This window comes from Pseudonocardia yunnanensis (assembly GCF_039534065.1).
Lineage (GTDB): Bacteria > Actinomycetota > Actinomycetes > Mycobacteriales > Pseudonocardiaceae > Pseudonocardia > Pseudonocardia yunnanensis.
Map to the genome: position 1 here is coordinate 599,977 of NZ_BAAAUS010000001.1, position 24,364 is coordinate 624,340.

The 24,364-nt window shown below is 70.8% G+C and carries 25 protein-coding genes; 16 read left to right on the plus strand and 9 right to left on the minus strand.

Features of this window, described 5'->3' with window-relative positions; translation table 11 throughout:
- The first annotated feature begins 61 nt into the window (after positions 1-61).
- Both ABD743_RS02675 and ABD743_RS02680 read left to right on the plus strand, forming a co-directional pair.
- Positions 62-796 carry a GntR family transcriptional regulator gene (locus ABD743_RS02675; RefSeq protein ID WP_344718405.1) on the plus strand — a complete coding sequence of 245 codons (735 nt, stop codon included), beginning with the start codon at positions 62-64 and terminating at the stop codon, positions 794-796.
- Positions 797-854: 58 nt separating this feature from the next.
- Positions 855-1,265: a dihydrofolate reductase family protein gene (locus tag ABD743_RS02680; protein ID WP_344718407.1), complete on the plus strand. Its 411-nt coding sequence runs from the start codon at positions 855-857 to the stop codon at positions 1,263-1,265.
- Between the two features lie 100 nt (positions 1,266-1,365).
- Here ABD743_RS02680 and ABD743_RS02685 read toward each other — a convergent pair whose 3' ends face one another.
- A complete protein-coding gene (locus ABD743_RS02685) occupies positions 1,366-2,241 on the minus strand; it encodes a helix-turn-helix transcriptional regulator (RefSeq protein ID WP_344718408.1) in 876 nt (291 codons plus the stop codon).
- A gap of 196 nt (positions 2,242-2,437) precedes the next feature.
- On the opposite strand from ABD743_RS02685, the gene ABD743_RS02690 reads away from it, so the two are divergent.
- Positions 2,438-3,382, plus strand: coding sequence for an SDR family oxidoreductase (locus ABD743_RS02690; RefSeq protein ID WP_344718410.1), 945 nt, complete (start codon positions 2,438-2,440; stop codon positions 3,380-3,382).
- Between the two features lie 110 nt (positions 3,383-3,492).
- Positions 3,493-4,896, plus strand: a complete 1,404-nt coding sequence (locus ABD743_RS02695; RefSeq protein ID WP_344718413.1) for an MFS transporter — start codon at positions 3,493-3,495, stop codon at positions 4,894-4,896.
- A 75-nt stretch (positions 4,897-4,971) separates the two neighbouring features.
- Here ABD743_RS02695 and ABD743_RS02700 read toward each other — a convergent pair whose 3' ends face one another.
- Complete coding sequence (locus ABD743_RS02700; protein ID WP_344718415.1) at positions 4,972-5,580, minus strand: DJ-1/PfpI family protein; 609 nt, start codon at positions 5,578-5,580, stop codon at positions 4,972-4,974.
- A 293-nt stretch (positions 5,581-5,873) separates the two neighbouring features.
- Between ABD743_RS02700 and ABD743_RS02705 the strand changes: the two genes are divergently transcribed.
- The 8 genes from ABD743_RS02705 to ABD743_RS02740 all read left to right on the plus strand — a co-directional run bounded on the left by ABD743_RS02705 (position 5,874) and on the right by ABD743_RS02740 (position 10,725).
- Complete coding sequence (locus ABD743_RS02705) at positions 5,874-6,662, plus strand: AzlC family ABC transporter permease (protein ID WP_344718417.1); 789 nt, start codon at positions 5,874-5,876, stop codon at positions 6,660-6,662.
- Positions 6,655-6,969 carry an AzlD domain-containing protein gene (locus ABD743_RS02710; RefSeq protein WP_344718419.1) on the plus strand — a complete coding sequence of 105 codons (315 nt, stop codon included), beginning with the start codon at positions 6,655-6,657 and terminating at the stop codon, positions 6,967-6,969. Before ABD743_RS02705 ends, ABD743_RS02710 begins: the two co-directional genes overlap by 8 nt.
- A 14-nt stretch (positions 6,970-6,983) precedes the next feature.
- Complete coding sequence (locus ABD743_RS02715; protein ID WP_344718421.1) at positions 6,984-7,463, plus strand: GNAT family N-acetyltransferase; 480 nt, start codon at positions 6,984-6,986, stop codon at positions 7,461-7,463.
- Positions 7,464-7,656: 193 nt separating this feature from the next.
- The gene (locus tag ABD743_RS02720; RefSeq protein WP_344718423.1) at positions 7,657-8,340 is read left to right on the plus strand and encodes a gamma carbonic anhydrase family protein; all 684 of its coding nucleotides are present in this window, start codon (positions 7,657-7,659) and stop codon (positions 8,338-8,340) included.
- A 41-nt stretch (positions 8,341-8,381) separates the two neighbouring features.
- On the plus strand, positions 8,382-9,140 hold the full coding sequence (locus ABD743_RS02725) for a nucleotidyltransferase domain-containing protein (protein ID WP_344718425.1): 759 nt from the start codon (positions 8,382-8,384) through the stop codon (positions 9,138-9,140).
- Positions 9,141-9,208: 68 nt separating this feature from the next.
- On the plus strand, positions 9,209-9,571 hold the full coding sequence (locus ABD743_RS02730) for an ArsR/SmtB family transcription factor (RefSeq protein ID WP_344718427.1): 363 nt from the start codon (positions 9,209-9,211) through the stop codon (positions 9,569-9,571).
- The gene (locus ABD743_RS02735) at positions 9,568-10,050 is read left to right on the plus strand and encodes an SRPBCC family protein (RefSeq protein WP_344718429.1); all 483 of its coding nucleotides are present in this window, start codon (positions 9,568-9,570) and stop codon (positions 10,048-10,050) included. The genes ABD743_RS02730 and ABD743_RS02735 overlap by 4 nt, the downstream gene beginning before the upstream one ends.
- 183 nt (positions 10,051-10,233) lie before the next feature.
- The gene (locus ABD743_RS02740; protein WP_344718431.1) at positions 10,234-10,725 is read left to right on the plus strand and encodes a DUF2127 domain-containing protein; all 492 of its coding nucleotides are present in this window, start codon (positions 10,234-10,236) and stop codon (positions 10,723-10,725) included.
- Here ABD743_RS02740 and ABD743_RS02745 read toward each other — a convergent pair.
- On the minus strand, positions 10,709-11,410 hold the full coding sequence (locus ABD743_RS02745; RefSeq protein WP_344718433.1) for a hypothetical protein: 702 nt from the start codon (positions 11,408-11,410) through the stop codon (positions 10,709-10,711). The two genes, ABD743_RS02740 and ABD743_RS02745, sit on opposite strands and share 17 nt — an antisense overlap.
- A gap of 41 nt (positions 11,411-11,451) precedes the next feature.
- The gene (gene hutH, locus ABD743_RS02750; RefSeq protein ID WP_344718435.1) at positions 11,452-13,059 is read right to left on the minus strand and encodes a histidine ammonia-lyase; all 1,608 of its coding nucleotides are present in this window, start codon (positions 13,057-13,059) and stop codon (positions 11,452-11,454) included.
- A 157-nt stretch (positions 13,060-13,216) separates the two neighbouring features.
- On the opposite strand from hutH, the gene ABD743_RS02755 reads away from it, so the two are divergent.
- The 4 genes from ABD743_RS02755 (at position 13,217) to ABD743_RS02770 (ending at position 20,064) form a co-directional block, all read left to right on the plus strand.
- The gene (locus tag ABD743_RS02755; RefSeq protein ID WP_344718437.1) at positions 13,217-15,844 is read left to right on the plus strand and encodes a PEP/pyruvate-binding domain-containing protein; all 2,628 of its coding nucleotides are present in this window, start codon (positions 13,217-13,219) and stop codon (positions 15,842-15,844) included.
- Between the two features lie 44 nt (positions 15,845-15,888).
- Positions 15,889-16,719 carry a hypothetical protein gene (locus ABD743_RS02760; protein ID WP_344718439.1) on the plus strand — a complete coding sequence of 277 codons (831 nt, stop codon included), beginning with the start codon at positions 15,889-15,891 and terminating at the stop codon, positions 16,717-16,719.
- Positions 16,720-16,765: 46 nt separating this feature from the next.
- The gene (gene ku, locus ABD743_RS02765) at positions 16,766-17,779 is read left to right on the plus strand and encodes a non-homologous end joining protein Ku (RefSeq protein ID WP_344718783.1); all 1,014 of its coding nucleotides are present in this window, start codon (positions 16,766-16,768) and stop codon (positions 17,777-17,779) included.
- Positions 17,780-17,883: 104 nt separating this feature from the next.
- Positions 17,884-20,064: a glycoside hydrolase family 15 protein gene (locus ABD743_RS02770; protein WP_344718441.1), complete on the plus strand. Its 2,181-nt coding sequence runs from the start codon at positions 17,884-17,886 to the stop codon at positions 20,062-20,064.
- Between the two features lie 21 nt (positions 20,065-20,085).
- Here the strand turns inward: ABD743_RS02770 and paaE are convergent, their stop codons facing one another.
- The 5 genes from paaE to paaA are packed head-to-tail and all read right to left on the minus strand — an operon-like array spanning position 20,086 to position 24,015.
- Positions 20,086-21,165 carry a 1,2-phenylacetyl-CoA epoxidase subunit PaaE gene (gene paaE, locus ABD743_RS02775; protein ID WP_344718785.1) on the minus strand — a complete coding sequence of 360 codons (1,080 nt, stop codon included), beginning with the start codon at positions 21,163-21,165 and terminating at the stop codon, positions 20,086-20,088.
- A gap of 48 nt (positions 21,166-21,213) precedes the next feature.
- Positions 21,214-21,741, minus strand: coding sequence for a 1,2-phenylacetyl-CoA epoxidase subunit PaaD (gene paaD / locus ABD743_RS02780; protein ID WP_344718444.1), 528 nt, complete (start codon positions 21,739-21,741; stop codon positions 21,214-21,216).
- The gene (gene paaC, locus ABD743_RS02785) at positions 21,735-22,655 is read right to left on the minus strand and encodes a 1,2-phenylacetyl-CoA epoxidase subunit PaaC (RefSeq protein WP_344718446.1); all 921 of its coding nucleotides are present in this window, start codon (positions 22,653-22,655) and stop codon (positions 21,735-21,737) included. Before paaC ends, paaD begins: the two co-directional genes overlap by 7 nt.
- Positions 22,652-23,071, minus strand: a complete 420-nt coding sequence (paaB, locus tag ABD743_RS02790) for a 1,2-phenylacetyl-CoA epoxidase subunit PaaB (RefSeq protein ID WP_344718448.1) — start codon at positions 23,069-23,071, stop codon at positions 22,652-22,654. Before paaB ends, paaC begins: the two co-directional genes overlap by 4 nt.
- Positions 23,068-24,015 carry a 1,2-phenylacetyl-CoA epoxidase subunit PaaA gene (gene paaA, locus ABD743_RS02795; RefSeq protein WP_344718450.1) on the minus strand — a complete coding sequence of 316 codons (948 nt, stop codon included), beginning with the start codon at positions 24,013-24,015 and terminating at the stop codon, positions 23,068-23,070. The genes paaB and paaA overlap by 4 nt, the downstream gene beginning before the upstream one ends.
- Positions 24,016-24,364 lie beyond the last annotated feature (349 nt).

The following is a 24,364-nucleotide window of genomic DNA, read 5'->3' on the forward strand; positions in this document are numbered from 1 at the left end:
GCGAGAGAAGTCTCGATTCGGAGATTCACCCACACCGCGACAATCTGGATACACTGCGGCCATGAGCGAGGATCTTGCCGATCTGTCGACGCCGGCGACCGATAGGCCCGGCCGCCACCTCGCGCTCGACGTCCACGCCGCCGTCCGGGCGATGATCCTCAACGGTGAGCTCCCTCCCGGAACCCCGATCCTGCAAGCCGCGCTCGCCCGGTCACTCAACGTGAGCCGCACTCCGATGCGGGAGGCCTTCCGCCTGTTGCAGGAGGAAGGCCTGATCGAGAACAAGCCGGACCAGCGGGCCGTCGTCCGCCGGATCGATCCCGGCGAGATCGACGCTGTCTACACCTCGCGGGTGATGCTGGAGTCAGTCGCGGTGAGCATCTCCGTGCGCACCTCGACCCCGGAGCTCGTGGAGCGACTCGAGAAGGCGCAGCTGCAGATGCGACGCCATGTCGCCGACGAGGACATCAACCGCTGGCGGCACGCCCACCGCGAGTTCCATGACCTCACGACCGAGGACGCTCCCATGCTGCACGACTCGATCTGCGGCCTCAGAGAGCGCGCCGAACGCTTCCTGCGGCTCGCCCAGCTCGGCCACCCCATGGCGTGGGCCCGGTGGGATGAAGATCATGAGAAGCTCATCGAGGCGTTCCGTAACCGGGACCACGACCTGGCGGTGCGGACCATCGCACAGCATCTTGCGCGCACTGCGTTCACCGCCATGGCGGACATCGCCCCACGGCTCGACGCGGCAGCGACCCGCGCCGCGCTCAACCTCCTGCTGTCGGAGGGATGACACGCGGATTTTCCGCCGACACCGATGAGTTCGTGGCTCGCGCCGGTTCGCCACCGGTGTGAGCGATACGGACGCCGGCCTTGGCAAGGTCGTTGTGAACAGGGCGATGTCGCTGGACGGCTTCATCGCCGGCCCCGACTACGACGGGGGGCCGGTGTTCGTCCTGACACACCGGCCGCCGGACGAGCCGGAGCAAGGCGTCACGTTCCTCACCTGCGACCTCGCGGAGGCCGTCGCCACGGCGCGCGCCGCCGCGGGCGGGAAGGACCTGGAGATCCTCGGAGCCGACGTGGCCAGTCAGTGCCTGCAGCGAGGGCTCGTCGACGAGGTTCTGGTGTATGTCGTGCCAGTACTGCTCGGCGACGGCGTGCGCTTCTCGACCTCGGGCCTCGGCAGAATCGACCTGGAACCGTTCAGCAACACGCAGTCAGGTCCCGTGACGATGCTCCGTTTCCGCGTGCGGAAGTAGGAGCGGTCCAGCACCTGAGTCGAGCGTGTGGTGTTTTGTCGAAACTCGGATCCGACGATCTGTGCGCTCTTGCCTGAGTTACGGCTGACGGGTCGCGACCTCATGCTTGCCGGGGAGACGTCCGGTGCTGCAGATCCGAGGGGTCTGTCTGGGTCCCGATGACGGAGAGCAGCTGTAGTTTGTCGTAGCTTTCGCTGCCCGGTACTGCGGTGTAGACGAGCAGAGCGTGTGACTGCTGCGGGTCGAGCAGCGTCTGGCAGTTGAGTTCCAGTGCGCCGAGTTCGGGGTGGACGAAACGTTTGATCTCGCCGAAGCGGATGCCGATCTCGTGGTTGTCCCACACGGTTCGAAATTCCTCGCTTTGAGTGAGGGTGAGCTCGGCGAGGTGTGCTGCTCGGGATTCGGGTCCGCGTAGCGTGACGATCTCGCGCAGGCTGGAGGCGAACACCCGTGAGTGAAGCGGGTGGTCCTCGGGCGTGTACAGCTGCCGGGTGGCGGGATTGGTGAACCAGCGGTAGCCGATGCTGCGGGCTGGGCCGGTGTATCCGGTCGTGTCGCCGGTGAGGGCGACGCCCAGCGGGGTCTGTCGCAGCGTCTCGCCCAGTTCGGTGATGATCTCCGCTGGGGTGTCGCCGAGGCGATCGAGCACGCGCAGCAGGCCGGGGCTGATGTGTTCGCTGTGTGCGCCCCGGGCGGGCGGGTGGTGCCCGGCGAGCCGGAACAGGTGGTCGCGCTCGTCGAGCGAGAGGTGCAGGCCCTGCGCGATCGAGGCGATCATCTGCTCGGAAGGCTGGGGCCCGCGCTCTCGCTCGAGTCGGGCGTAGTAGTCGGTGGACATGTGGCAGAGGGCGGCGACTTCCTCGCGTCGCAGCCCGTTGGTTCTGCGGCGTTGTCCACGCGGGAGGCCGGTGTCCTCGGGTTGTAGCGACTCTCGGCGGTGCCGCAGGAATGCCGCCAGTCCGGCCCGGTCGATCACGTCTTGTCTCCTTCTTTTCTGAACTGGGTTGTTCCTACCGGCGGTGGGCGCGCTCAGCCACGGATCGTCGGTCCCCCCTTTGGCGGTGGGTTCGGTGGGAGCCGTGCTCGGCGGATCAGTGGATCGTCGAGCCCTGTTCATCAGCGGCCGGCTCGGCGACGGTCGAACCTACCGACCCGACCTTTGGAGCGAACAGATGCCACGCACACGTCCCGACATCGCCGTTCCCGACCTGTCCGGGAAACGCGCCGTCGTCACTGGCGCGAGCGACGGTGTCGGTCTCGGCCTCGCCACGAGGCTCGCCGCCGCTGGGGCCGAGGTGTTGTTGCCCGTGCGGAATCCCGGCAAGGGCGAGGCGGCCCTCGCCAGGATCCACGCGCGGGTCCCCGGCGCGAAGGTGTCGCTGCGTGCGCTCGATCTGTCCTCGCTCGATTCCGTGGCAGCGCTGGGCGGGACCCTGCTGCAGGAGGATCGGCCGATCCACATCCTGATCAACAATGCCGGTGTCATGACCCCGCCGGACCGCCAGATCACCGCCGACGGGTTCGAGTTGCAGTTCGGCACCAACCATCTGGGCCACTTCGCTCTCGTCGCGCACCTGTTGCCCCTGCTACGAGCCGGCCGTGCACGGGTGACCTCGCAGGTCAGCATCTCGGCGAACCGGGGTGGCATCAACTGGGACGACCTGAACTGGGAGCGTTCCTACGACGGCGGGCGCGCCTACAGCCAGTCGAAGATCGCGTTCGGGCTCTTCGGTCTCGAACTCGGCCGCCGCAGCCGGGCCGACGGCTGGGGCATCACCAGCAACCTCTCCCACCCAGGGGTCGCTCCGACGAGCCTGCTCGCCGCTCGCCCCGACCTCGGCCGCGGCCAGGACACCACCGGCGGGCGCCTCATCCGCGCACTGTCCGAGCGGGGCGTCCTCGTCGGGACGGTCGAGACCGCGCTGCTTCCCGCCCTCTACGCCGCGACATCCCCGGAAGCTCATGACGGCCGGTTCTACGGGCCGAGCGGATTCGCACACCTCAGCGGCGCCCCCGCCGAACAGAACCTCTACAGCCGACTTCGCAGCACCCAGGACGCCGAGCGCATCTGGCGCGTCTCCGAAGAACTGACCAAGGTCACGTTGCCCAGCGCCTGAACCGGACAACGCGCGGCGCCTCCCGCCGGTATTCGGCGCCACGACTGCCGGTGCGGCTTTCACCGCTGCCGCTCCCCAGACGCAACCAACCACCGACCCAGGACGAGACGATGAGCACGGAAACCTCACTCACCACCACGCCGGCCCGACCACAGGTGCCACGCGGCGTCGCGACGGCAGGTCTCGCGACCTCCATGTTCCTGATCATCCTCGACGCCGCGATGGTGAATCTCGCCGGACGCGCGATCCGCGAAGGCCTCGAGCTCACGGCCACCGAGCTCACGGTCGTCGCGAGCAGCTACCTCGTGGCGTTCGCCGGTCTGCTGCTGCTCGGCGGCCGGCTCGCCGACGTGCTCGGGGGACGGCGGGTGTTCCTGGCCGGGATGGCCGTCTACCTCGCGGCATCGGCTTTCTGCGCGCTCGCCGTCAGCGGCCCGATGTTGATCGCCGGGCGGATCGGACAGGGGGCCGGCGCCGCGATCGTGGTGCCGTCCGCACTCGCGCTCGCGCTCGCCCTCCACCGGTCCCCCGCCGAACGCGCACGTGTCGTGGGCATCTGGGGCGCTGTCGCGGGTGGCGGCAGTCTGCTCGGCGTCTCCCTCGGAGGCACGCTCACCCAGGTGTGGGACTGGCAGTCGGTGTTCTGGGCCCCGGTGCCGTTCGGCATCGTCAGCGCGCTCATCGTGTTGCGGTCGGTGCCGGCGCTCCGAGGCCGGTCCGGCCGGTTCGACGCGCTCGGCGCCATCACCATCACCTCCGGGATCTGCGCCGTCGCGTTCGGCATGGTCTACGCCGCTGAATCACGGTGGAGCGAGCCCGGCGCCTTCATCGCCATCGCGGCCGGTCTGGCCTTCCTCGTGGCGTTCGTGATCGCCGAGCACCGCTCCACACACCCCCTGGTCCCGCTGGTCGTCTTCCGCAGGGGTCCGGTCGTCAGGGCGAGCGTCATCGTGGTGCTGCTGGGCGCCACGCTCTCGAGCATGTTCTTCTTCCTGCCCCTGTACGAGCAGGAGGTGCTGGGCATGGACGCGTTGACGAGCGGACTGGCGCAGATCCCGCTCGCGCTCATGATCATCGTGGGTAGCGCCACCGCACCGCTCGTCGCGCGAGCCATCGGGCTCTCCCGTGCACTGTCAGCCGGCCTCGCCCTGCTGCTCGCCGGTTTCCTCTGGCTGACGCTGAACCCGGCGACCGACGGCTTCGTGCACCTCATGGGCGCCTTCGTACTGATCGGTGGCGGCTTCAGCCTCGGCCTCGTCAACGCCATCGCAATGGCGGTGCGCGACAGCGGGGAAGGCGAATCGGGACTGCTCAGCGGCCTGGTCAATGCCGCGCAGCAGGTGGGTGGTGCGGTCGGGCTCGCGACCCTGGCCGACATCGCGATCGGAGCCGCGGGCACGCAGGGTGAGATCGAGTTCTCGACCGCGTTCGTCAGCGAGGCCGCGCTCATCCTCGTCGCCCTCGCGCTGTCGCTCATCCCGGCGGACCGGACGAAGCGCGGCTCGGCCACGTAGGGCGTGTCGTGTGAGGGTCGTGACCTGCGATAGATCCGAAATCTTGATGGAATCGGTCGCCGTGATGCGGGCGTCTCAGCTCAACAGGTTCGCGGGGGCGTGGATGGCAGCGAATACGCGGTCGACGGTCGCCTGCTTCTCGCCGACGGGCGCGACGTAGTCGACTGCGGCGCGTGCGACGTCCTCTCCGACCGTGCGACTGATCGCCCACGCACCCAGGTAGAGCGATGCGAGGCAGCCACCGGCGGTGGCGATGGTGCCCTCTGTGTGGAACGGCTCGTCGAGCACCGTGACGCCGCAGTCCTCGACGAAGGGGCGGCTTGTGGTGTCGGTGGACACCGGCATCGAGCCGAGCAGGCCCAGTCGTGCCAGCACCAGCGCGCCGGAGCACTGGGAGCCGATGAACTGGCGGCTCGGGTCGAGCTGTAGCGCCGCGAGCAGGGCGTTGTCGGCGACGACGTCACGCGTGCGGATACCGCTCCCGATCAGCACGACATCGGCCTCGGCAACGAAGCTGAGGGGACGCTGCCCGACCACCTCGACGCCGTTCATCGACGTGACGACCGACGTCGGCGTGGTGATGTACGCGGTGAGCCCGGCCGGCCGAGCCCGGTTGATCACCGCCGATGCGATGAAACTGTCGAGCTCGTTGAACCCGTCGAAGGTGACCACGGCGACCTGCATTGAAGCTCCCTCTGACCAGCGGAACAGCGTGTCCTGATCACACCGTGACGATGCCGTGACTTGGGGTCAACGGCCAACTGGCGACAAGTGGCTGGGTGGCGCCGGCCGACCGGGTCTCGTCCCCAACTCTCCGATCTTGGCGTGCTCTCCATCCGAGCCGGCGTTCTGACCGGCGTTCGGCGTTCGGCGCTTCCGCGAGCGGTCGCGACCGAGACGAACGCGGCGGGAACGGGCCGCTCCTAGCGTCGTGGGCACTGCGCCGGATCGACCGGCGCCACGTCGGAGGGAACAGCATGGATACCGGGACGAGTCCGGTGCCGGAGGCCGTCGAGGCGGGTCAGCCCGACCGAATGGTGATCGCCGTTGACGACCCCGACCGCCACGACAAACGCGCACGGCCGTCCCCAGGGCGCCGCGGGGTGACCGACTCGGTCGCGGTGATCGTCGCCTACATCCCCTTCGGCCTGACGTTGGGCGCCTCGATGGCGGCGACCGGTGTCTCGCCGCTGGTCGCCTGGTCGTCGTCCCCGCTGTTGTTCGGGGGTGCCGGGCAGCTGCTGGCGGTCCAGATGCTCGGCGCGGGTGCGAACGCGGCTGTCGTCGTCCTCGCCGCGCTGGTGGTGAATGCACGGTTCCTGCTCTACAGCGCTTCGCTGGCCGAGCACGCCGCGACGTGGCCGCGCCGCTGGAAGTGGGCGGGGGCCTATCTCCTCGCGGATCCGGTGTATGCCCTGGCCACAGCCCGGTTCGCCGGTCCGGGCGGGGGCGGGCCGCCGCGGGAGCGGATGGCCTATTACTTCATCGTCGGAGCCACGCTCTGGGCTGCGTGGCAGGTCCTCACCGGCCTCGGAGTGCTGCTTGCAGGCGTGCTGCCGGTGGGCCTGCGGCTCGATCTCGCCGCGCCGCTGACGTTCCTGCTCCTACTGCTGCCGATGCTCACGAGTCGGCCCGCCTGGGGTGCTGCGGCAGTGGGCGGGGCGGTCGCAGTCGCCGCGGCCGACCTGCCGCTGGGCCTGGGACTTCTGGTCGGCGCCGGCGCGGGGATCGCCACCGGCGCGTTCTTGGGAGGACGTCATGCGTGACCTGTTGATTCTGGTGGTCATCGGACTGGGGACCTACGTCCTGCGCGCCGCGTTCCTCGTGCGGGCCCGCCCCGCCCCGCCCGCCGCCCTGACCAGACTGCTGCCACACGTCGGGCCCGCGGTGCTGGCCGCGATCACCGTGCCGGCCCTGCTGGCCCCGCGCGGTGCGATATCGGTTGGCGACACCCTGCCGGCGCTGCTGGCCGCCGCCACCGCATGGCTGCTGTGGCGACGGACGCGAAGTCTGCCCGTGGCCCTGCTCAGCGCGCTCGGCCTGTCCCTGCTCACGGCGTGGGCGCTCCCGTGACCGGCCCAGTTCGGGTGCGTGAACTGAGACCCGGCGAGTTCGACGTCCTCGACGCCGTCTTCGCCGGCCTGTCGCCCACCAGCCGCTACCAACGCTTCCACGCAGGCATCCCGCAGCTGACCCCGCAGGCGCGCGAGCGCCTCGCGGCCGTGGACGGGCGGACCCACCTCGCCGTCGCCGCGTTCGCCGGCACGACGCCGGTCGGCATCGCCCGGCTGTTCCGCGTCGGCGACTGTTGCGCGGAGCTGGCCGTGGAGGTGGTTGATGCCTGGCAGCGGCGTGGGATCGGCACTCGTCTGCTCCAGGCTGTGGCCGCGCTCGGCGCTCGGGCCGGAATCCGCACCGTCGAGGCCGACGTCCTCGCTGAGAATGTCGCCGCGCAGGTGGTGATCGCCTCGGTGTTCCCGATCACGGAGGTCGCCGAGGACGGACCGGTAGTCCGGTTCACCGCCTCCGTGGCCGATGCCACCCGGGTCGAGCCGCAGGCGGCCTGACGGCGGAGGTCACGGCGCGTGCCACGACCAGCCCGCCGACCGCGCCGCCGAGAAGGGCCCGAACACCCTGCCATGCTGGAGCGACCGCGCGTAGCGTTGGTCGCGCCGGACCCGGGATCGCGCGACTGCGCGCGTGACGCGTCGAGCCGCGAGGAGCCCCGGAGGGTTACTCGACGGAACGGAGGCGTCGGGGATGAGGACCGTTCGCGAGCATTACCAGCACCCGGTGGGACGCGGCGCCGTCTTCGTCAAACATCGGAACGCCGGCCCACGCGTCGACGAGTCCGCCTACATTGCGCCGACCGCGGTGCTCTGTGGCGACGTCACCGTGGGCGCCCACAGCCGTGTGCTCTTCGGGGCCGTGCTCACAGCTGAGGGCGGCCCGGTGGAGATCGGTGCGAACTGCATTGTCATGGAGAACGCCGTGGTGCGCGGCGTTCCGCACAACCCGGTCCGCCTCGGCGACCACGTGCTGGTCGGTCCGCACGCCCACCTCACCGGGTGTGTGATCGAGGGCGACGCGCGGATCGCCACCGGCGCGATGCTGTTCAACGGAGCGCGGATCGGGGCGGGCGCCGAGGTCGAGTTCAGCGCGGTCGTGCACGTGAACACTGTCGTGCCCCCTGGGATGGCAGTGCCGATGGGCTGGTTCGCGGGGGGCGATCCCGTGGAGCTGGTGCCGCCCGACGACTGGGCCCGCATCCGGGCAGTGCTGGGTCGGCTGGACTATCCGGGCACGGTCTTCGGCGTCAGCCGGGCCCTGGGCGAGTCGCCGATGCCGGACATCGCCCGCCGCTACGCGCGGTCGCTGGCGCTGCATCGCTACGACGAAACCTACGTTCCGGCGCGGAGCCGGCCGCCGACAGACGAGCCCTGACTCTCCGGGTGGCTCCGACCATCCCCTTACGATCATCGCCCATGTTCGAGGTGGATCGGCGCGAGCGGGTACGGACGCAGCTTCTGGATCGGGCCCGTGACGACGAGCGGATCGTCGGTGCCGCGATCACCGGCTCAGCGGCGAGCGGCAGGGAAGACCGCTGGTCCGACATCGACCTGTTCCTCGGGGTTGCGGTCGGCATCGAGGTGGAGGAGGTGCTCGCCGACTGGAGTTCGTTCGTCTATCGCGAACTCGGCGCTCTCCACCACTTCGACCTCCGCCCCGGCACGCAGGTCTATCGCGCGTTCCTCCTCGACGGGCCGCTCGAGATCGATCTGGGATTCACCCCGAGCGCTGATTTCCGTCCGGTCGGCGACGGTGGCTTCCAGGTCGTTTTCGGCACTCCGGGTGGGCGGCGAGCACTGCCGTCCGTTGATCCAGAGCATCTCATCGGCCTGACCTGGCATCACGTCCTCCACGCCCGGATCGCCATCGAACGCGGCGCCCCCTGGCAGGCCGAGCACTGGATCAGTGCCGTCCGCGACCACACCATCACCCTTGCCTGCCACCGCTTGGGACTTCCGACCTCGTACGCCAAGGGTGCGGACGCATTGCCGCCGGAGGTCACCGCTCCGATCGGCGAGGCGTTCGTCCGGAGCCTCGACACAGGCGAGCTCGCCCGGGCCCTTCGAGCAGCCACGGAAGCCTTCCTCACGGAGCTACAGGTAGCTGACCCCAGCGTCCTCACGACGTTGCAGGAACCGCTGCGCGACATCGGAATGTCCGTCCCACCGGCGTGACCTGACCACCGAGCCTCGACGTCACTTAGGGGTTGACCTAAGTGACGTGCGTGCGCATACTTAGGTACATGCCTAAGCGACGAGACGGTGGGGAGGGCGTGGCCGACACAGATCTCAACGGCGTCTTCCACGCGTTGTCGGACCCCACACGTCGCCAGGTCATCGAGCGCCTCAGCCGGGGGCCCGCGACGACCAGCGATCTGGCTCGTCCCTTCGACATGGCACTGCCGTCGTTCACCCAGCACTTGAGCGTCCTCGAGCGCTCCGGCCTGGTGACGTCGGACAAGCAGGGACGCGTGCGGACCTATCGGCTCGCGCCCCAGCCGCTCGAGGACATCGGCACCTGGCTCGCTGCGCAGCGCGCCCTATGGACCCAGCGCCTCGACCAGCTCGATTCGTTTCTCTACGACCTCAAGGAGCAGCAGACATGACCACCTACACCCCGAACCCGGAGCTCGACCTCGTGCTGGAGCGCACCGTTGACGTCGCGCCGGAGCTGGTCTGGAAGGCCTGGACCACTCCCGAGCTGCTCAAGCAGTGGTTCGCGCCCAGGCCCTGGACAACCACCGCCTGCGAGATCGACCTACAGCCGGGCGGAAGGTTCGACACCACCATGCGCTCCCCGGAGGGCGACGTTTACCCCAGCAGCGGCTGCATCCTCGTCGTCGAGGAGGGTTCCAGGCTGGTCTTCACCTCGGGCCTGGGCCCCGGGTTCCGTCCGGTGATCGTCGAGGGCGGCTTCCCGTTCACCGCGGTCATCAGCATCGAGCCCGATGGCACCGGCACGAAGTACACCGCCACGGCGATCCATGCCGACGCCGCGGCGAAGAAGTCCCACGAGGACATGGGGTTCATCGACGGCTGGGGAATGGCGCTGGACCAGCTGGTCGAGGTCGCGAAGTCGCTCTGACCGACGGCGGCGAGCCGCCGGGGCAACGACCGGGCCGCATATCGGTAGTGACCAGCGTGTACCCGAGCGCCTGCACGAGCGCGACCTACGCTGGAACCGGCGCTGTCCGCGTCGACCACGATCGAGCGAGGCGAACCATGCGGATCTTCGAGCAGGTGATCACGGGTACGCCGGTGCGACGCCATGGCTGACGCCCCGTCGGCGCGGCGCACCGAGCGGCTGTTCCGCCTCGCAATGTTCGTCAAGGGCCTGGACGGCGCGATCGAGCTGATCGGCGCGATCGCGCTGCTCCTCGTGCCCGCCGCCCTGGTGAACCAGCTGGTGGCCGACGTGATCAGCCGCGACCTGGTGGGCTCGCCCGACGGCTTCCTCGCCCGCCACCTCGTTGCGGGCACGGCGGAGTTCGCCTCCGGCAACCGCACGTTCGTGATCCTCTATCTCGGGCTGCACGGCGTGGTGAAGCTCGCTCTGGTGGTGGCGCTGCTGCGACGCTGGATGCCGGCCTACCCGGTGGCGGCGGTCGTGCTCAGCGTGTTCGTGGCCTACGAGCTCTACCGGGCCGTGCGCACGGGCTCCGTGGTGCTGCCGGTGCTGGCCGCCGTGGACATACTGATCATCATCATGGTGGTCCGCGAGTACCTGCTGCTACGCCGCGAGGTCAGGACAGGGCATTGATCGCCCGGGCGACGACGAGCACCACCACGAGCAGAGCGACGGCCGCCTGCACCGTCATCGTCATCTTCGCCCACCGCGAGAGCGGCATCACGTCGGTGGGGCTGAAGGCCGTGGCGTTGGTGAAGGACAGGTACAGGTAGTCGACGAACGCAGGCTCCCAGTCGCGCGGCGCGAAGTCGGGGTTCTGCATCTGTACGAACAGGAAGTCGGGGAGATCGCGTACGGCGTTCGCCCGCGCCGCCGGACCACCCCGGTCGAGCTCCCAGTAGACGAGCGCGAACGCCAGTACGTTGATCAGCCAGATCCCGCCGCCCCCGATGAGCAGCTGCGCCGGCGTCTCGGGGCGGCCGGCCACCAGTTCCCCGACCAGCAGCACCACCGACCACGCATTCGCGAGCACGACGAGCCCGGTCAGGATGAGGCCGCCGATTCGCAGCGCGGCCGACTCGCCGTCGATGCGGAAGGGATTGCCCGCGACCAGTCCGACGAGCAGCACGACCTCGAGCACCGGGAGGACGTAGCGGGCCTGCGGCACCACCGGGTTGGGCAGCATCAGTTGCAGCACGATCGCCACCACCACCGCTGCCGCTGCAGGCCACCGGTGCTCCCCGCGCGTCCGTCGCTTCCACGCCGGTTGCATCACATGCGGAGGGTTCCCGCCCTCGCCGTGCACCTCGTCCGCCACCGCAGAGAGTCTGCCCTGCCTGCGGCGCTTTCGGCCGCGCGTCAGCGCAACGGGCCGGTCACCGCTTCCGCGGCGCCGAGGGCGCTCCCCGTACTCACGAGATCCGCGGCCGCGTCCATCTCCGGGGCCAGCCAGCGGTCCGGTCCGGGACCCGATACCTCGGCCCGCAGCCGGTCACGCACGGCGGCGGTGGCCGGAGCAGGATCCAACGGAGCCCGCAGGTCCAGGGCACGGGCGGCGGTGAGCAGTTCGACCCCGAGCACCCGCGTCAGCCCGTCGAGCGCGCGGCGCAGCTTCCGCGCGGCCGCCCACCCCATCGAGACGTGGTCCTCCTGCATCGCACTGGTCGGGATCGAGTCGACCGAGGCCGGTACGGCGAGCCGCTTCAGCTCCGCCACGATCGACGCCTGGGCGTACTGGGCGATCATGTGCCCGGAGTCGACGCCCGGGTCGTCCGCGAGGAACGCGGGTAGGCCCTGGTTGCGGGCAACGTCCAGGAACCGGTCGGTGCGCCGCTCACTCATCGACGCCACATCCGCCACCGCGATCGCCAGGAAGTCCAGTACGTAGCCCAGCGGGGCACCGTGGAAGTTGCCGTTGCTCTCCACCCGCCGATCCTCCGTGACCACCGGGTTGTCGATGGCCGCCGAGAGCTCCCGGCCGGCCACCGACTCGGCGTGAGCAAGGGTGTCGCGGGCCGCGCCGTGCACCTGGGGGGCGCAGCGCAAGGAGTACGCGTCCTGCACCCGCGTGCAGTCCGGGGTCCGATGACTCGCCATCACCGCCGACCCGGCGAGCACCACCCGCATGTTCGCCGCCGACGCCGCCTGCCCCGGATGCGGACGCAACGCCTGCAGGTCCGGTGCGAACACCGCATCCGTACCCAGCAGCGCCTCCACACTCATCCCCGCCACCACATCCGCCGTGCGCAACAACCGCCGCAGGTCCGCGCATGCCAGCACCAGCATCCCCAGCATCCCGTCGGTGCCGTTGATCAGCGCCAGCCCTTCCTTCTCCTCCAGCACCACCGGCGTGATCCCCGCCGCCGCCAACGCCCGCTCGGCCGGCTGCAAATCCCCCGCCGCGTCACGGACCTCGCCCTCCCCCATCGCCGCCAACGCGCAATGCGCCAGCGGCGCGAGGTCGCCCGAACACCCCAACGACCCGAACTCCCGCACCACCGGCGTGATCCCCGCCGACAGCATCGCCGCGTACACGCGCGCGGTCTCAGGCCGTACCCCGGTCCGGCCCGTCGCGAGCGTCGAGAGGCGCAGCAACATCAACGCGCGCACAACCTCCCGCTCGACCTCGGGGCCCGAGCCGGCCGCGTGCGACCGCACGAGACTGCGCTGCAACTGCCCCCGGAGCTGCACCGGAATGTGCCGGGTGGCCAAGGCGCCGAACCCCGTGGACACCCCGTAGTGCGGCCGCACATCGCTTGCGAGCGCCTCGACGACCTCGCGGCTCGCAGCGATCGTGCGCTCGGCATCCGCCGAGAGAACGACACCGGCCCCCTCCCGGGCCACGGCGAGGATCTCGGCCGGGCTGACCGGGCCGGTTCCGACGACGACGGGGGCGGGATCGGTGGATGACGGGTCGTGGTTGACGCGTTCGGATCGGTTGCGCTCGTGACGCACTCGTTCGGGCATCGCGCAATCTGACACCCACCTCACAGCCTGCGCCAGCGGCCACTCGTGCATCAGATCCGATCACGCTCCGCTCATAGCGAATCGATCAATGATCACGATCAGTAGCGCAGTATTCAACAACTGTTGAGTTAGGGGGATTTCGGCGTTATCGTCCGGCATGGCCGTGAACGAACTCGTCGTCGACTTGCACCAACTCGGGTCGCGAACGCTCTCCACGGCGGGAGGCAAGGCCGCGAACCTGGGCGAGCTGATCGGCACGGGGTTCCCGGTGCCGCCGGGGTTCGTCGTCACCACCGAGGCGTATTCGCAGGTGGCGGCGGCTGCTGGCCTCGAGAGCGAGCTCGACGGAGACGCGCGGCTGGGCGAGCGCGCCCGCACCGCACTGCTGGCGATGCCCGTACCGGCACCTGTCGCCGATGCCGTGTGCCGCGCCTACCTGGCCCTCGGCGAGAAGGTCCCGGTCGCGGTCCGGTCATCGGCCACCGCGGAGGACCTGCCGTCCGCGAGCTTCGCCGGGCAGCAGGACACCTTCCTCAACGTCGTCGGGGTCGACGCCGTGCTCGATGCCGTTCACCGCTGCTGGGCCTCGCTGTGGACCGACCGGGCGGTGAGCTACCGCGCCGACGCGGGGATCGATCACCGTGTGGTGCGGCTCGCCGTCGTCGTACAGCGGATGGTCGACGCGCAGGTCGCCGGTGTGCTCTTCACGGCCGACCCCGTGACGGGCACGCGAACCCGCACCGTGATCGACGCGAGCCCCGGTCTCGGCGAGGCTGTGGTGTCGGGTGCCGTGAACCCCGACCACATCGTCGTCGAGGACGACGGGCGGATCGTCGAGCACCGGCTCGGCGACAAGGCCGTCGAGGTGCGACCGCTCGCAGGCGGCGGCACCGAGCAGGTCATCAGGGCCGACGGAGCGGCCCGGTCGAGCCTGACGGATGCGCAGATCGCATCTCTCGTCACGCTCGGGCGGCGCGTCGAGGCCTACTACCGCGCCCCGCAGGACATCGAGTGGGCCATCGACAGTGACGGCGCCCTGTGGCTCACCCAGTCGCGGCCGATCACCACGCTGCACCCGCTCCCCCAGCCGACCGGCCACGGCTTGCGCGTGTACTTCTGTGCCAGCCTCGCTCAGGGGCTGACGCGGCCGATCACCCCGATGGGTCTGTCGGCGTTCCGGGTGATCACGTCCGTACCCGCGGCGGCGTTCGGCGTGCCGATCGCCGACCCGGTCGCCGGGCCCCCTGCGTTCGTGACGGCCGGCGGGCGGGCGTTCGCCGACATCACGCCGGGCGTCCGCAGCGCGATGGGCCGGGCGATTCTCCCCCGGGTGCTCGACATCATGGAGGCGCGTTCGGCCGTGGTGCTCCGGGCGCTGTTCGACGAGCCCGCGCTCGCCGTGCGCACGACGTCGCGGTGGCCGTTCGTCCGGCGGGTGGCGAGGGTGCTGGTGCACCACCGGGTGCCGGCGCTCCTCGCCCTGTCCCTGCTGCGTCCGGCCGCGGCACGGCAGCGCGTCGACCGGATCGGCCACCGGCTCCGCACGCTCACTGCACTGCCGGCGGACGCCGCCCCGGACCAGCGGCTGGACAACGTGCAGCGGGTGCTGGCCAAGTTCTTCCCGATCATGCCGAGGGTCGCGCCGTTGTTCGCCGTCGGCTTGGCGATGCTCGCGGTGGCGCGGAAGCTCGCCGGCGACGACCTCGACGATGCGGCCTCGCACGAGGTGCTGCGGTCGCTACCCCACAACACCACCACGGAGATGGACCTCGAGCTCTGGGCCCTGGCCACGCGGCTGCGCGGCGACGCCGGCTCCGCCGAGGCCCTGCGCGGCACACCGGCTGCGGAGTTGGCGATCCGCTACCACGACGGCGCGCTACCACCCGTGCTGCAGCAGGGCCTCAAGGCGTTCCTGGCCCGGCACGGGCACCGCGCCGTCGCCGAGATCGATCTCGGCATGCCCCGCTGGTCCGACGACCCGTCCCACGTTCTGGGTGTGCTGGCCAACTACCTGCGTCTCGACGACCCGGAGCTCGCCCCGGACGCCGTGTTCGCCCGGGGCGCGCTGGCCGCCGATGCCGCGGTTGCCGCGACGGTCGAGCGGGTCCGCCGCCGCTCCCGTATCCGAGCGCTCGCGGTAAAGGTCGCGCTGCGGCGGGTGCGCGAGCTGGCCGGGATGCGCGAGACGCACAAGGACTTCGTGATCCGGCTTCTGGCGCTTGCGCGGGTGGAGCTACAGGTCGTGGGCGAACTGCTCGCCGCACGCGGGCTGCTCGGCAACTCGGCCGACGTGTTCTTCCTCGACCTCGTCGAGGCGCGCTCCGCGCTCGCGGGGGCCGACCACCGCTCCACCGTCGCAGAGCGCCGGGAGGAGTACGACCGGGAGCTGCGCCGTCGGCACGTACCGCGAGTCCTCCTGTCCGACGGAACCGAGCCCGAGACGCTCTCCCGGCCCGTCGACGTCGAGGGCGCCCTGACCGGCACCCCTGCCTCCGCCGGCACCGTGACCGCCCCTGCGCGAGTGGTGCTCGACCCGGTAGGCGCCCACCTGGAGCCCGGCGAGATCCTCGTCGTGCCATCGACCGACCCGGGCTGGACACCGCTCTTCCTCACGGCTGGTGGCCTCGTGATGGAGATGGGCGGGCCGAACTCGCACGGGGCCGTCGTCGCACGCGAGTACGGCATCCCCGCCGTCGTGGGGGTCGCCGATGCGACCACCCGGATCAGGACCGGCCAGCAGGTGACGGTGGACGGCGCCGCAGGCCTGGTCCGAGTGCCGAGCTGACGGTTCCGCGGATTCGCCCGCGGGCAAGCGGGGCATTCCCGGGCATGGCTGCGGACCTCGACCCGGTGGCCGACGAGCTCTACGCGCTGCCCCGCGACGAGTTCACGGCTGCGCGAAACGCGGCCGCGAAGCGTGCCCGGCAGAACGGCGACAAGACGCTCGCCGAGCAGATCCAGGCACTCCGCCGCCCGTCGACCGCGGCGTGGTTGGCCAACCTGCTGTCCCGCGAGCATCCCGACGAGGTCAGGGCTCTGGTGGTGGACCTCGGGGACGGGCTTCGCGCGGCGCAGGACCAGCTGGAGGGCGAGGCGCTGCGCAGGCTGTCGCAGCAACGCCACGAGGTGGTGCACGGGCTCGTCGAGCAGGCGAGGGCGCTGGCACGGTCGACGGGAAACCCGCCGAGTGACGCAGTCACCCGCGAACTGGAGAACACGTTCACCGCAGCGGTGAACAGCAGCACAGCCGCGGAAGCCGTCGCGGGTGGCAGGCTCACCTCCGCGCTCGATCCCGCTGAGGCCGGTGGCCTCCTGGGAACGACGACCACGCCCCCGCCGGCGAAGCAGCACGGTGACGACGGCCCGAAACGGGAAGAGCGGCTGCGCCGCGACCTGGAGCAGGCGCGGTCCACGGCCGCCGACGCCGACGCCGCCCGCGACAAGGCGGAGCGCGAGCTCACCGACGCCGAAAGCGCCGCGGACGACGCGGCCGCGACGCTGCGCGAGCTGCGCAGCCACATCGAGGCCGTGGAGCAGGCCGAGCACGACACACGCACGCGGGCCCGCTCGGCCGAGCGGGAGGTCGATGCGGCCGACCGCGCGGCACGCGAGGCACAGCGGCGGGTGCTTGACCTGGAACGCAGGCTCGACCAGCACTGAGGCGCTGCTGATCGGGTACACGGCCGGGGACGACGAGAGGCCAGGGATGGCACGAGCGATCTGGACGGGGTCCATCAACTTCGGGCTGGTGTCGATACCGGTCGGTCTGTTCAGCGCAACGGAGGACCACACGATCCACTTCCACCAGTTCGAGCGCGGCACCGCCGACCGCGTCCGCAATCAACGGATCAACGAGCGGACCGGCAAGGAGGTGGAGTACTCCGACATCGTCAAGGGCAAGGAGGTCGGCGGCGGCGACCACGTGATCGTCGAGCCCGATGAGCTGGCCGAGATAGCTCCGGGCCGCTCCCGCACGCTCGACATCGTCACGTTCGTCGACCTGGACGAGATCGACCCCATCTTCTTCCAGAAGACCTACTGGCTCGCCCCGACCGACGAGCAGTACGGCCGCCCCTACGCCCTGCTGCGCGACGCCATGGCCCGCACCAACCGGGCGGGGATCGCCACGTTCGTCATGCGCGGCAAGGAGTACCTCACGGCCGTCCGGGCCGACGAGGGCGTGCTGGCCCTGGAGACCCTGTTCTTCGCCGACGAGATCCGCGACCCGGCCGACCTGGACGACCTGCCCGGCAAGTCGCAGGCGAAGGGCAAGGAGCTGGAGATGGCCACATCGCTGATCGAGTCGATGAGCGGGCCGTGGCGCCCCGAGGACTTCCGCGACACCTACACCGAGCGCGTGGAGAAGCTGATCGAGGACAAGCGCCGCGGGCACGAGATCGTCACCGAGTCGGAGCCACCCGAGCCGACGGCGATGTCCGACCTGATCGCCGCGCTGGAAGCCAGCGTGGCCGAGGCGCGCGGTGGCCGGAAGGACGAGCGCAGCGGCGGCCGCCGGAAGAAGGCGGCAGCGACGACCCGCAAGAAGGCAGGCAAGGCCGAGCCGGACGGCGACCTCTCCCAGCTCAGCAAGGCCGATCTCACGGCGATGGCGCGCGACCTCGACGTCCAGGGCCGCTCGTCGATGAACCGCGCCGAGCTGGAGCGGGCCGTGGCGAAGGCGGCGGGAACGACCCCGGCGAAGGGGCGGAAGGCCTCGTGAGCGATCCGCGCCGCAAGTACTGCCGTCGGCAATCTGCGCTGATCGTCGTTTCGACCGAGGTCCGCGCCGGGTACGGGATGTGATCACCCGAGCGAAGGACGACGATGACCGCTGCCCGGATCCCCACGCTCCTCTCCGGCGCCATCGCGGTGGCCGCCCTGCTGATCGTCCCGCCTGCGGCAGCCGCGGAGCCGGTGGCTCCGGGCGCCCCCGGCGAGAAGTCGGTCTGGACGCCCGCCGACAAGCACGGGTTCGGCACGTCACGCACCCCGGAGAGCGAGGTGTGGTTCACGCTGCGGCCGGGCGAGCTGAGCGAGGTGTTCTACCCCGACCTCGGTACGCCCGCGCTGCGCAACCTCGAGTTCGTCGTCACCGACGGCGCCGGCCTCGTGGAGCGCACCTCCGACGTACAGGGCTCCACGAGCGCCCCGGACGCGCGCGTACCGGCGTACGAGCAGGTGGACGAGTCCCCGAGCGGCCGGTGGCGGATGGTCCGCACGTACGTCACCGACCCGGGGCGCGATGTGGTCCTGGTCGACGTCCGGTTCACCTCGCTCGACGAGCGCCCGTACTCCGTGTACGCCGTCGCCGACCCGGCACTGTCCAACGAGGGCGACGACGACCGGGCCACCGCCGGCGGGGCGGACCTGGTCGCCTCGGACGGCGCGGCGGCGCTCTCGCTCGCGGCCGACACCGGGTTCGACGACCGGACCGTCGGTCACCTCGGCACCAGTGACGCCCGCACCGACCTGCTCGCCGACGGTGACCTCGACGCGCGCTACAGCGCCGCGGGTCCCGGCAACGTCGTGCTCGCGGGCAGGCTCACCGGCGTCACCGGGATCGGCGACGCCCAGCAGGCCGTGGTCGCGCTGGGGTTCGGCCCCGACGCGGCCACCGCGAGCGCCGAGGCGACCGGCAGCCTCGCCGACGGGTTCGACACCGTAGCCGCCGCCTACGCCGACGGTTGGCATCGCTACATCGACGAGCTTCACGACGTGCCGAACAGCGCCGCCGGGATCACCGACGCCTACTGGGCCTCGGTCGTCGTGAACGCCGCGTCCGAGGACAAGCGCAACCCCGGCGCGTTCGTGGCGTCACCGAGCATGCCGTGGGTGTGGGGCCAGGAGGTGGACGGCCTGTCGTCACCGTCAGGGGCCTATCACCTGGTCTGGTCGCGGGATCTCTACCAGCACGCCACCGCGCTGCTGGCTGCCGGCGACCGCGCCGCGGCCGAGCGTGCGCTGGACTTCCTGCTGCAGCGCCAGCAGCGCCCGGACGGGTCCTTCCCACAGAACTCCGACGTCCGAGGCACGACGGTGTGGGAGAGCCTGCAGCTCGACGAGGTGGCGCTGCCGCTCGTACTCGCATGGCAGCTCGATCGCACCGACCCGCAGACCTACGAGCGGGTGCGGCGGTCGGCCGAGTTCCTGATCGGCTACGTCGGCGAGCGACCGGCACCGTGGTCGCCGCAGGAGCGCTGGGAGAACCAGAGCGGGTACTCGGCGGGCACGATCGCGGCGCAGGTGGCAGGCCTGGTGTGCGCCGCCGACCTCGCGCGCCGGGCCGGGGACACGGCATCCGCCGACCGCTGGCTCGCGACGGCTCGCGACTGGGCCGGCCGCATCGAGGCCTGGACGGTCACCACCAGCGGGCCGCTGTCCCCGCAGCCCTACTACCTGCGGCTGACGAAGGACGGCGACCCGAACGCCGCCACCGTCTACAACGTCGGGGACGGCGGCGCCGACCTCGATCAGCGTGCGGTGGTCGACCCGAGCTTCCTCGAGCTCGTCCGGCTGGGGATCCGGCCTGCCGACGACCCGGTCGTGCGCAACACCGTGGAGGTCGTCGACCGCGAGCTCGGGGTGGACACGCCGAGCGGGCAGTTCTGGCACCGGTTCACCGATGACGGCTACGGCGAGGACGCCGTGGGCGGCCAGTGGCGGATCACCGACCCGGGAAGCCGGCAGACGACCGGACGGGCCTGGCCGATCTTCGCGGGCGAGCGCGGTGAGTACGAGCTGTTGGCAGGCACGGGCGATCCGGCGGCGCGGCTGCAGGCCATGGCCGAGTCGGCGAACGACGGGCTGATGATCGCCGAGCAGGTGTGGGACGAGAACGCGCCGAGTGGCCAGGCCGGCTTCCCGACGGGTCAGGGCACCTATTCGGCCACTCCGTTGACGTGGTCGCACGCCCAGCTCGTGCGGCTGGCGTGGTCCATCGACGCCGGCCGGCCCGTGGAGCGGCCCGCGGTGGTCGCCTGCGAGTTCCTCGGCGAGGAGTGCTAGCGGGCCGTACTGGGGACGGGGTCAGCTGTCGTAGTCGACGGTCACCGTGGGGGTGGCCGGACGGGACTGGCAGGTGAGGACGAAACCCGCCGCCACCTCGTCGTCCTCCAGGGCGAAGTTGCGCCGCATGGTCACCTCGCCCTCGGTGACCCGGGCCCGGCAGGTGCCGCAGACCCCGCCCTTGCACGCGAACGGCAGGTCACCGCGCACACTCTGCGCCGCGTCCAGGATGGACTCGCGCCGCGGAAGGGTCAGGGTGGTCGAGCGTCCGTCGAGGACGACGGTGACGTCGCTGGTCGCCCCGGTCTCCACCGGCTCGTCCCGCACCGGCTCCGGCGGCGGCTCGTCGACGTAGAACAGCTCGCGGTGCACCCGCTGCTTCGCCACCCCCAGCTCGACGAGCACCTGCTGCGCGTCGCTCGTCATCCCGAGCGGGCCGCAGAGCCACCACTGGTCGACGTCCTCGGTGTCGATGAGCGCGCTCAGGAGCAGGCGCAGCCGCGCGGCGTCGAGACGTCCGGAGAAGATCTCGGCCGCCATCGGCTCGCGGGAGAGCACGTGCACGAGTTGCAACCGGGGGCCGTAGGCGTTCTTGAGGTCGGCGAGCTCCTCGGTGAACATCACCGTGTCGGTGCGGCGGTTGCCGTAGAGCAGCGAGACGCGGGTGTCGGCGTGGGCGCGCAGTACGGACGCCGCGATCGACAACACCGGGGTGATGCCCGAGCCTGCGGCGATCAGGCCGTGGTGGGTGCCCGGCTCCAGGTCGGGTGTGAACGAGCCGGCGGGCGGGGCGACCTCGACCTCGTCGCCGGGTTGCACCCGGTCGACCAGCCACTCGGAGAAGAGCCCGCTGGCCACCCGCCGCACCCCGACCCGCGGCGGACCACCGGCCGGGGCACAGATCGAGTAGGACCGGCGTTCCTCCCGCCGCCCCCCGGGTTGGTCGACGAAGGTGCGCAGCGTCAGGTACTGGCCCGGGCGGAACGCGTAGGTGTCGCGCAGATCGTCGGGCACCTCGAACGTCACGGCCACGGCGTCGGAGCACAGCCGCTCGACGGCGGCCACGCGCAGGCGCCGGAAGCCCCCCGCGGCGGGCGCCACGACGTCGTCGGCGTGATCCGGGATCGCGATCTCGGTGGCCGACACGGCTCAGAGCTCCTTCATGTGCTCGAACGGCTCCCGACAGACGGGGCACCGGCGAAGGGATGTGCACGCCGTGGGGCCGAACCGGGAGATCTCCTCGGTGGCCGGCGCCCCGCAGCGCGGGCAGCGGACCAGCTGCGCCGGTGCGGTGAGCATGAGCGGCACCGGCCCGGACCTGCGCGGACCGACCCGGCCCGGCGGTGCGATGCCGTGCTCGGCGAGCTTGCGCCGCCCCTCGTCGGAGATCCAGTCCGTGCTCCACGGCGGGGCGAGCGCGGTGCGCACCTCGACACGGGCGAACCCCGCCCCGACGAGAGCGGTGCGCAGGTCGTCGCTCATGATCTCCAGCGCTGGGCACCCGGAGTACGTCGGCGTGATCGTCACCGTGACCGCGTCGCCCTCGACGTCCATGCGCCGGATCACGCCGAGGTCGTCCAGCGTGAGCATCGGCATCTCCGGGTCCGTCACGGTGGCGGCGGCCGCCCGTGCGCGGACATCGGCGCTCTCACTCCCGCGCACTGTCTCCGTCACCATGTCGCCCCCGGGTGCTGACGCGCGAGGCTCTGCATCTGCGCGATCACGTGCCCGAGCTGTTCGGTGTGCAGTCCCTGGCGACCGCCACGGCCGCCGATGGTGCCGATCGCGGGGCGCTGGGGGCGCGTCAGCGTGGCGGCCGCGAGCACCTCGTCGAGCACGGCGTCGAACTCGGATCGCAACTGCTCCGGGTCGGCCGCGACGCCGGCCTCGGCCAGCCGCCGTTCGACATCGGACGTGCGGAAGAGCTCCTCCACGTGCGGCCACACGACGTCCAGGGCGTCCTGCATCCGCCGGTGCGACTCCGCGGTGCCGTCGCCGAGGCGCACCGTCCAGCGGGCGGCGTGGTCACGGTGGTAGGCCACTTCTTTGACGCCCTTGCCCGCCACGGCCGCGAGCACGGGGTCGCGCGAGTCGAGCAGCCGCTGCAGCAACGCGAGCCGCCAGGTGGAGAACAGCAGGAGCCGCGCGATCGCCCGTGCGAAGTCCAGCTCGTCGCCCAGCTCCGCCAGAGCGACGTTGCGGAACTCCGCCTCGGTTCGCAGGTAGGCGAGGGCGTCCTCGTCGCGCCGGCCGCCTTCGACGAGTCCGGCCCTGGCGAGCAGGACGCGGGCCTGACCGAGCAGGTCGAGCGCGATGTTGGCGAGCGCCACATCCTCCTCCAGCTCCGGCGCGTTGCTGACCCACTCGGAGAGACGGTGGCTGCAGATCAGGGCGTCGTCACCGAGCATGAGGCAGTACTGCGCGAGGTCACCGGCGTCGACGTCGTCGGGCACGGGCGAGTCGATCTCGCCTTGCACGTCCTCGACGCCCGACCCGAACGCCCAGCGCGGGTCGTCGTGGCCCACGGTCTCGGCGAGCGATTGGTAGGCGTTGGTCGCGTCCGCTTCCTCGGTGTGCGAGTGCGTGGTCACAGGTGCGGCACCTCCTCGGGGATCGCGTAGAAGGTGGGGTGCCGGTAGATCTTGTCTCCCGCCGGGGCGAAGAACGGGTCCTTCTCATCAGGGCTGGACGCGGCGATGTCCTCGGCTCGCACCACCCAGATGCTCACGCCCTCGTTGCGACGGGTGTAGAGGTCGCGGGCGTTGCGCAGGGCCATCTCGCTGTCGGGCGCGTGCAGGGAGCCGACGTGCACGTGGTTGAGCCCGCGCTTGCCGCGCACGAACACCTCGTATAGCGGCCAGCTGCGCCGCTTCCGCTCGCCCGACCCGGTCTCGACGCCGCTCGTCGGAACGGCACCGTGGCCACCCTCTGCCGTGAAATCGCGCGGCGTCCCTGATTCGCTCGCACGCTCACGCTGCGCTGATGATTCGCTCGCACGCTCGCTCATGCCACAGCCTCCGTCCGCGCGGCCCGTGCCGCCTGCTTCTCGGCGTAGGCCCCGGCGGCCTCGCGCACCCAGGCGCCGTTCTCGTGGGCCCGGCGCCGATGCGCCAGCCGCTGCGCGTTGCACGGCCCGGAGCCGGACAGAACGGCCTTGAACTCGTCCCAGTCCGGCTGGGTGTAGTCGTGCGCCTGACGCTCCTCGTTCCACCGGAGATCGGGGTCGGGCAGCGTGATGCCGAGGGCGGCGGCCTGCGGCACCGTCATGTCGACGAACCGCTGGCGCAGCTCGTCGTTGGTGTGGCGTTTGATCCCCCACTCCATCGACTGCTGTGTGTTCGGCGAGTCGCCGTCGGGGGGCCCGAACATCATCAGGGAGGGCCACCACCAGCGGTTGGTCGATTCCTGCACCATCTCGCGCTGGGTGTCGGTGCCGTGCACCATCGCGAGCAGCAGCTCGTAGCCCTGCCGCTGGTGGAACGACTCCTCCTTGCAGATCCGGATCATCGCCCGCGCGTAGGGGCCGTAGGAGCAGCGGCACAGCGGCACCTGGTTGCAGATCGCGGCGCCGTCGACGAGCCAGCCGATCACGCCGATGTCGGCGAAGCTCAGCGCGGGGTAGTTGAAGATCGAGGAGTATCTCTGCTTCGACTCGATCAGCTTCTCGGTGAGCTCCTCGCGGTCGACGCCGAGAGTTTCCGCCGCCGCGTAGAGGTACATGCCGTGCCCGGCCTCGTCCTGCACCTTCGCGAGAAGGATCGCCTTACGGCGGAGGGAGGGGGCACGCAGGATCCAGTTGCCCTCCGGCTGCATGCCGATGATCTCCGAGTGCGCATGCTGTGCGATTTGCCGGATCAGCGTGCGGCGGTACGCCTCCGGCATCCAGTCACGTGGCTCGATCCGCTGGTCGGCGGCGATCGTCTCCTCGAACCGGGCCTCGAGCGCGTCCATCCGACTTCCCTCCAACCGAATGTTCGTTCGGTTAATGGTGCACCAGCTGCTCGCGGCACGCAAGGTGCCAGCTGTTTACGTCCTCGATGCCCGAGACCGATCGCCTGGTTCCTTGCTGTCAACCTTTTGTTCACCTGAATAAGCAAGCACATCCACCACCCCCTCTTAGCGTCCGACGTGGACGCGGCCGGCCCATCCGGCCGAGAAGGAGAGGCATATGAACCAGGGGGGTAGACGATGGATCGTGACCGGAGTGGCCCTTGTCGCCATGTTGGGCTTCGCTAGCACCGCCGCTGCGCAGCCACAACAGACTCCTCCACCACAGGCAGGGCCCGGCCAAGGTGGACAG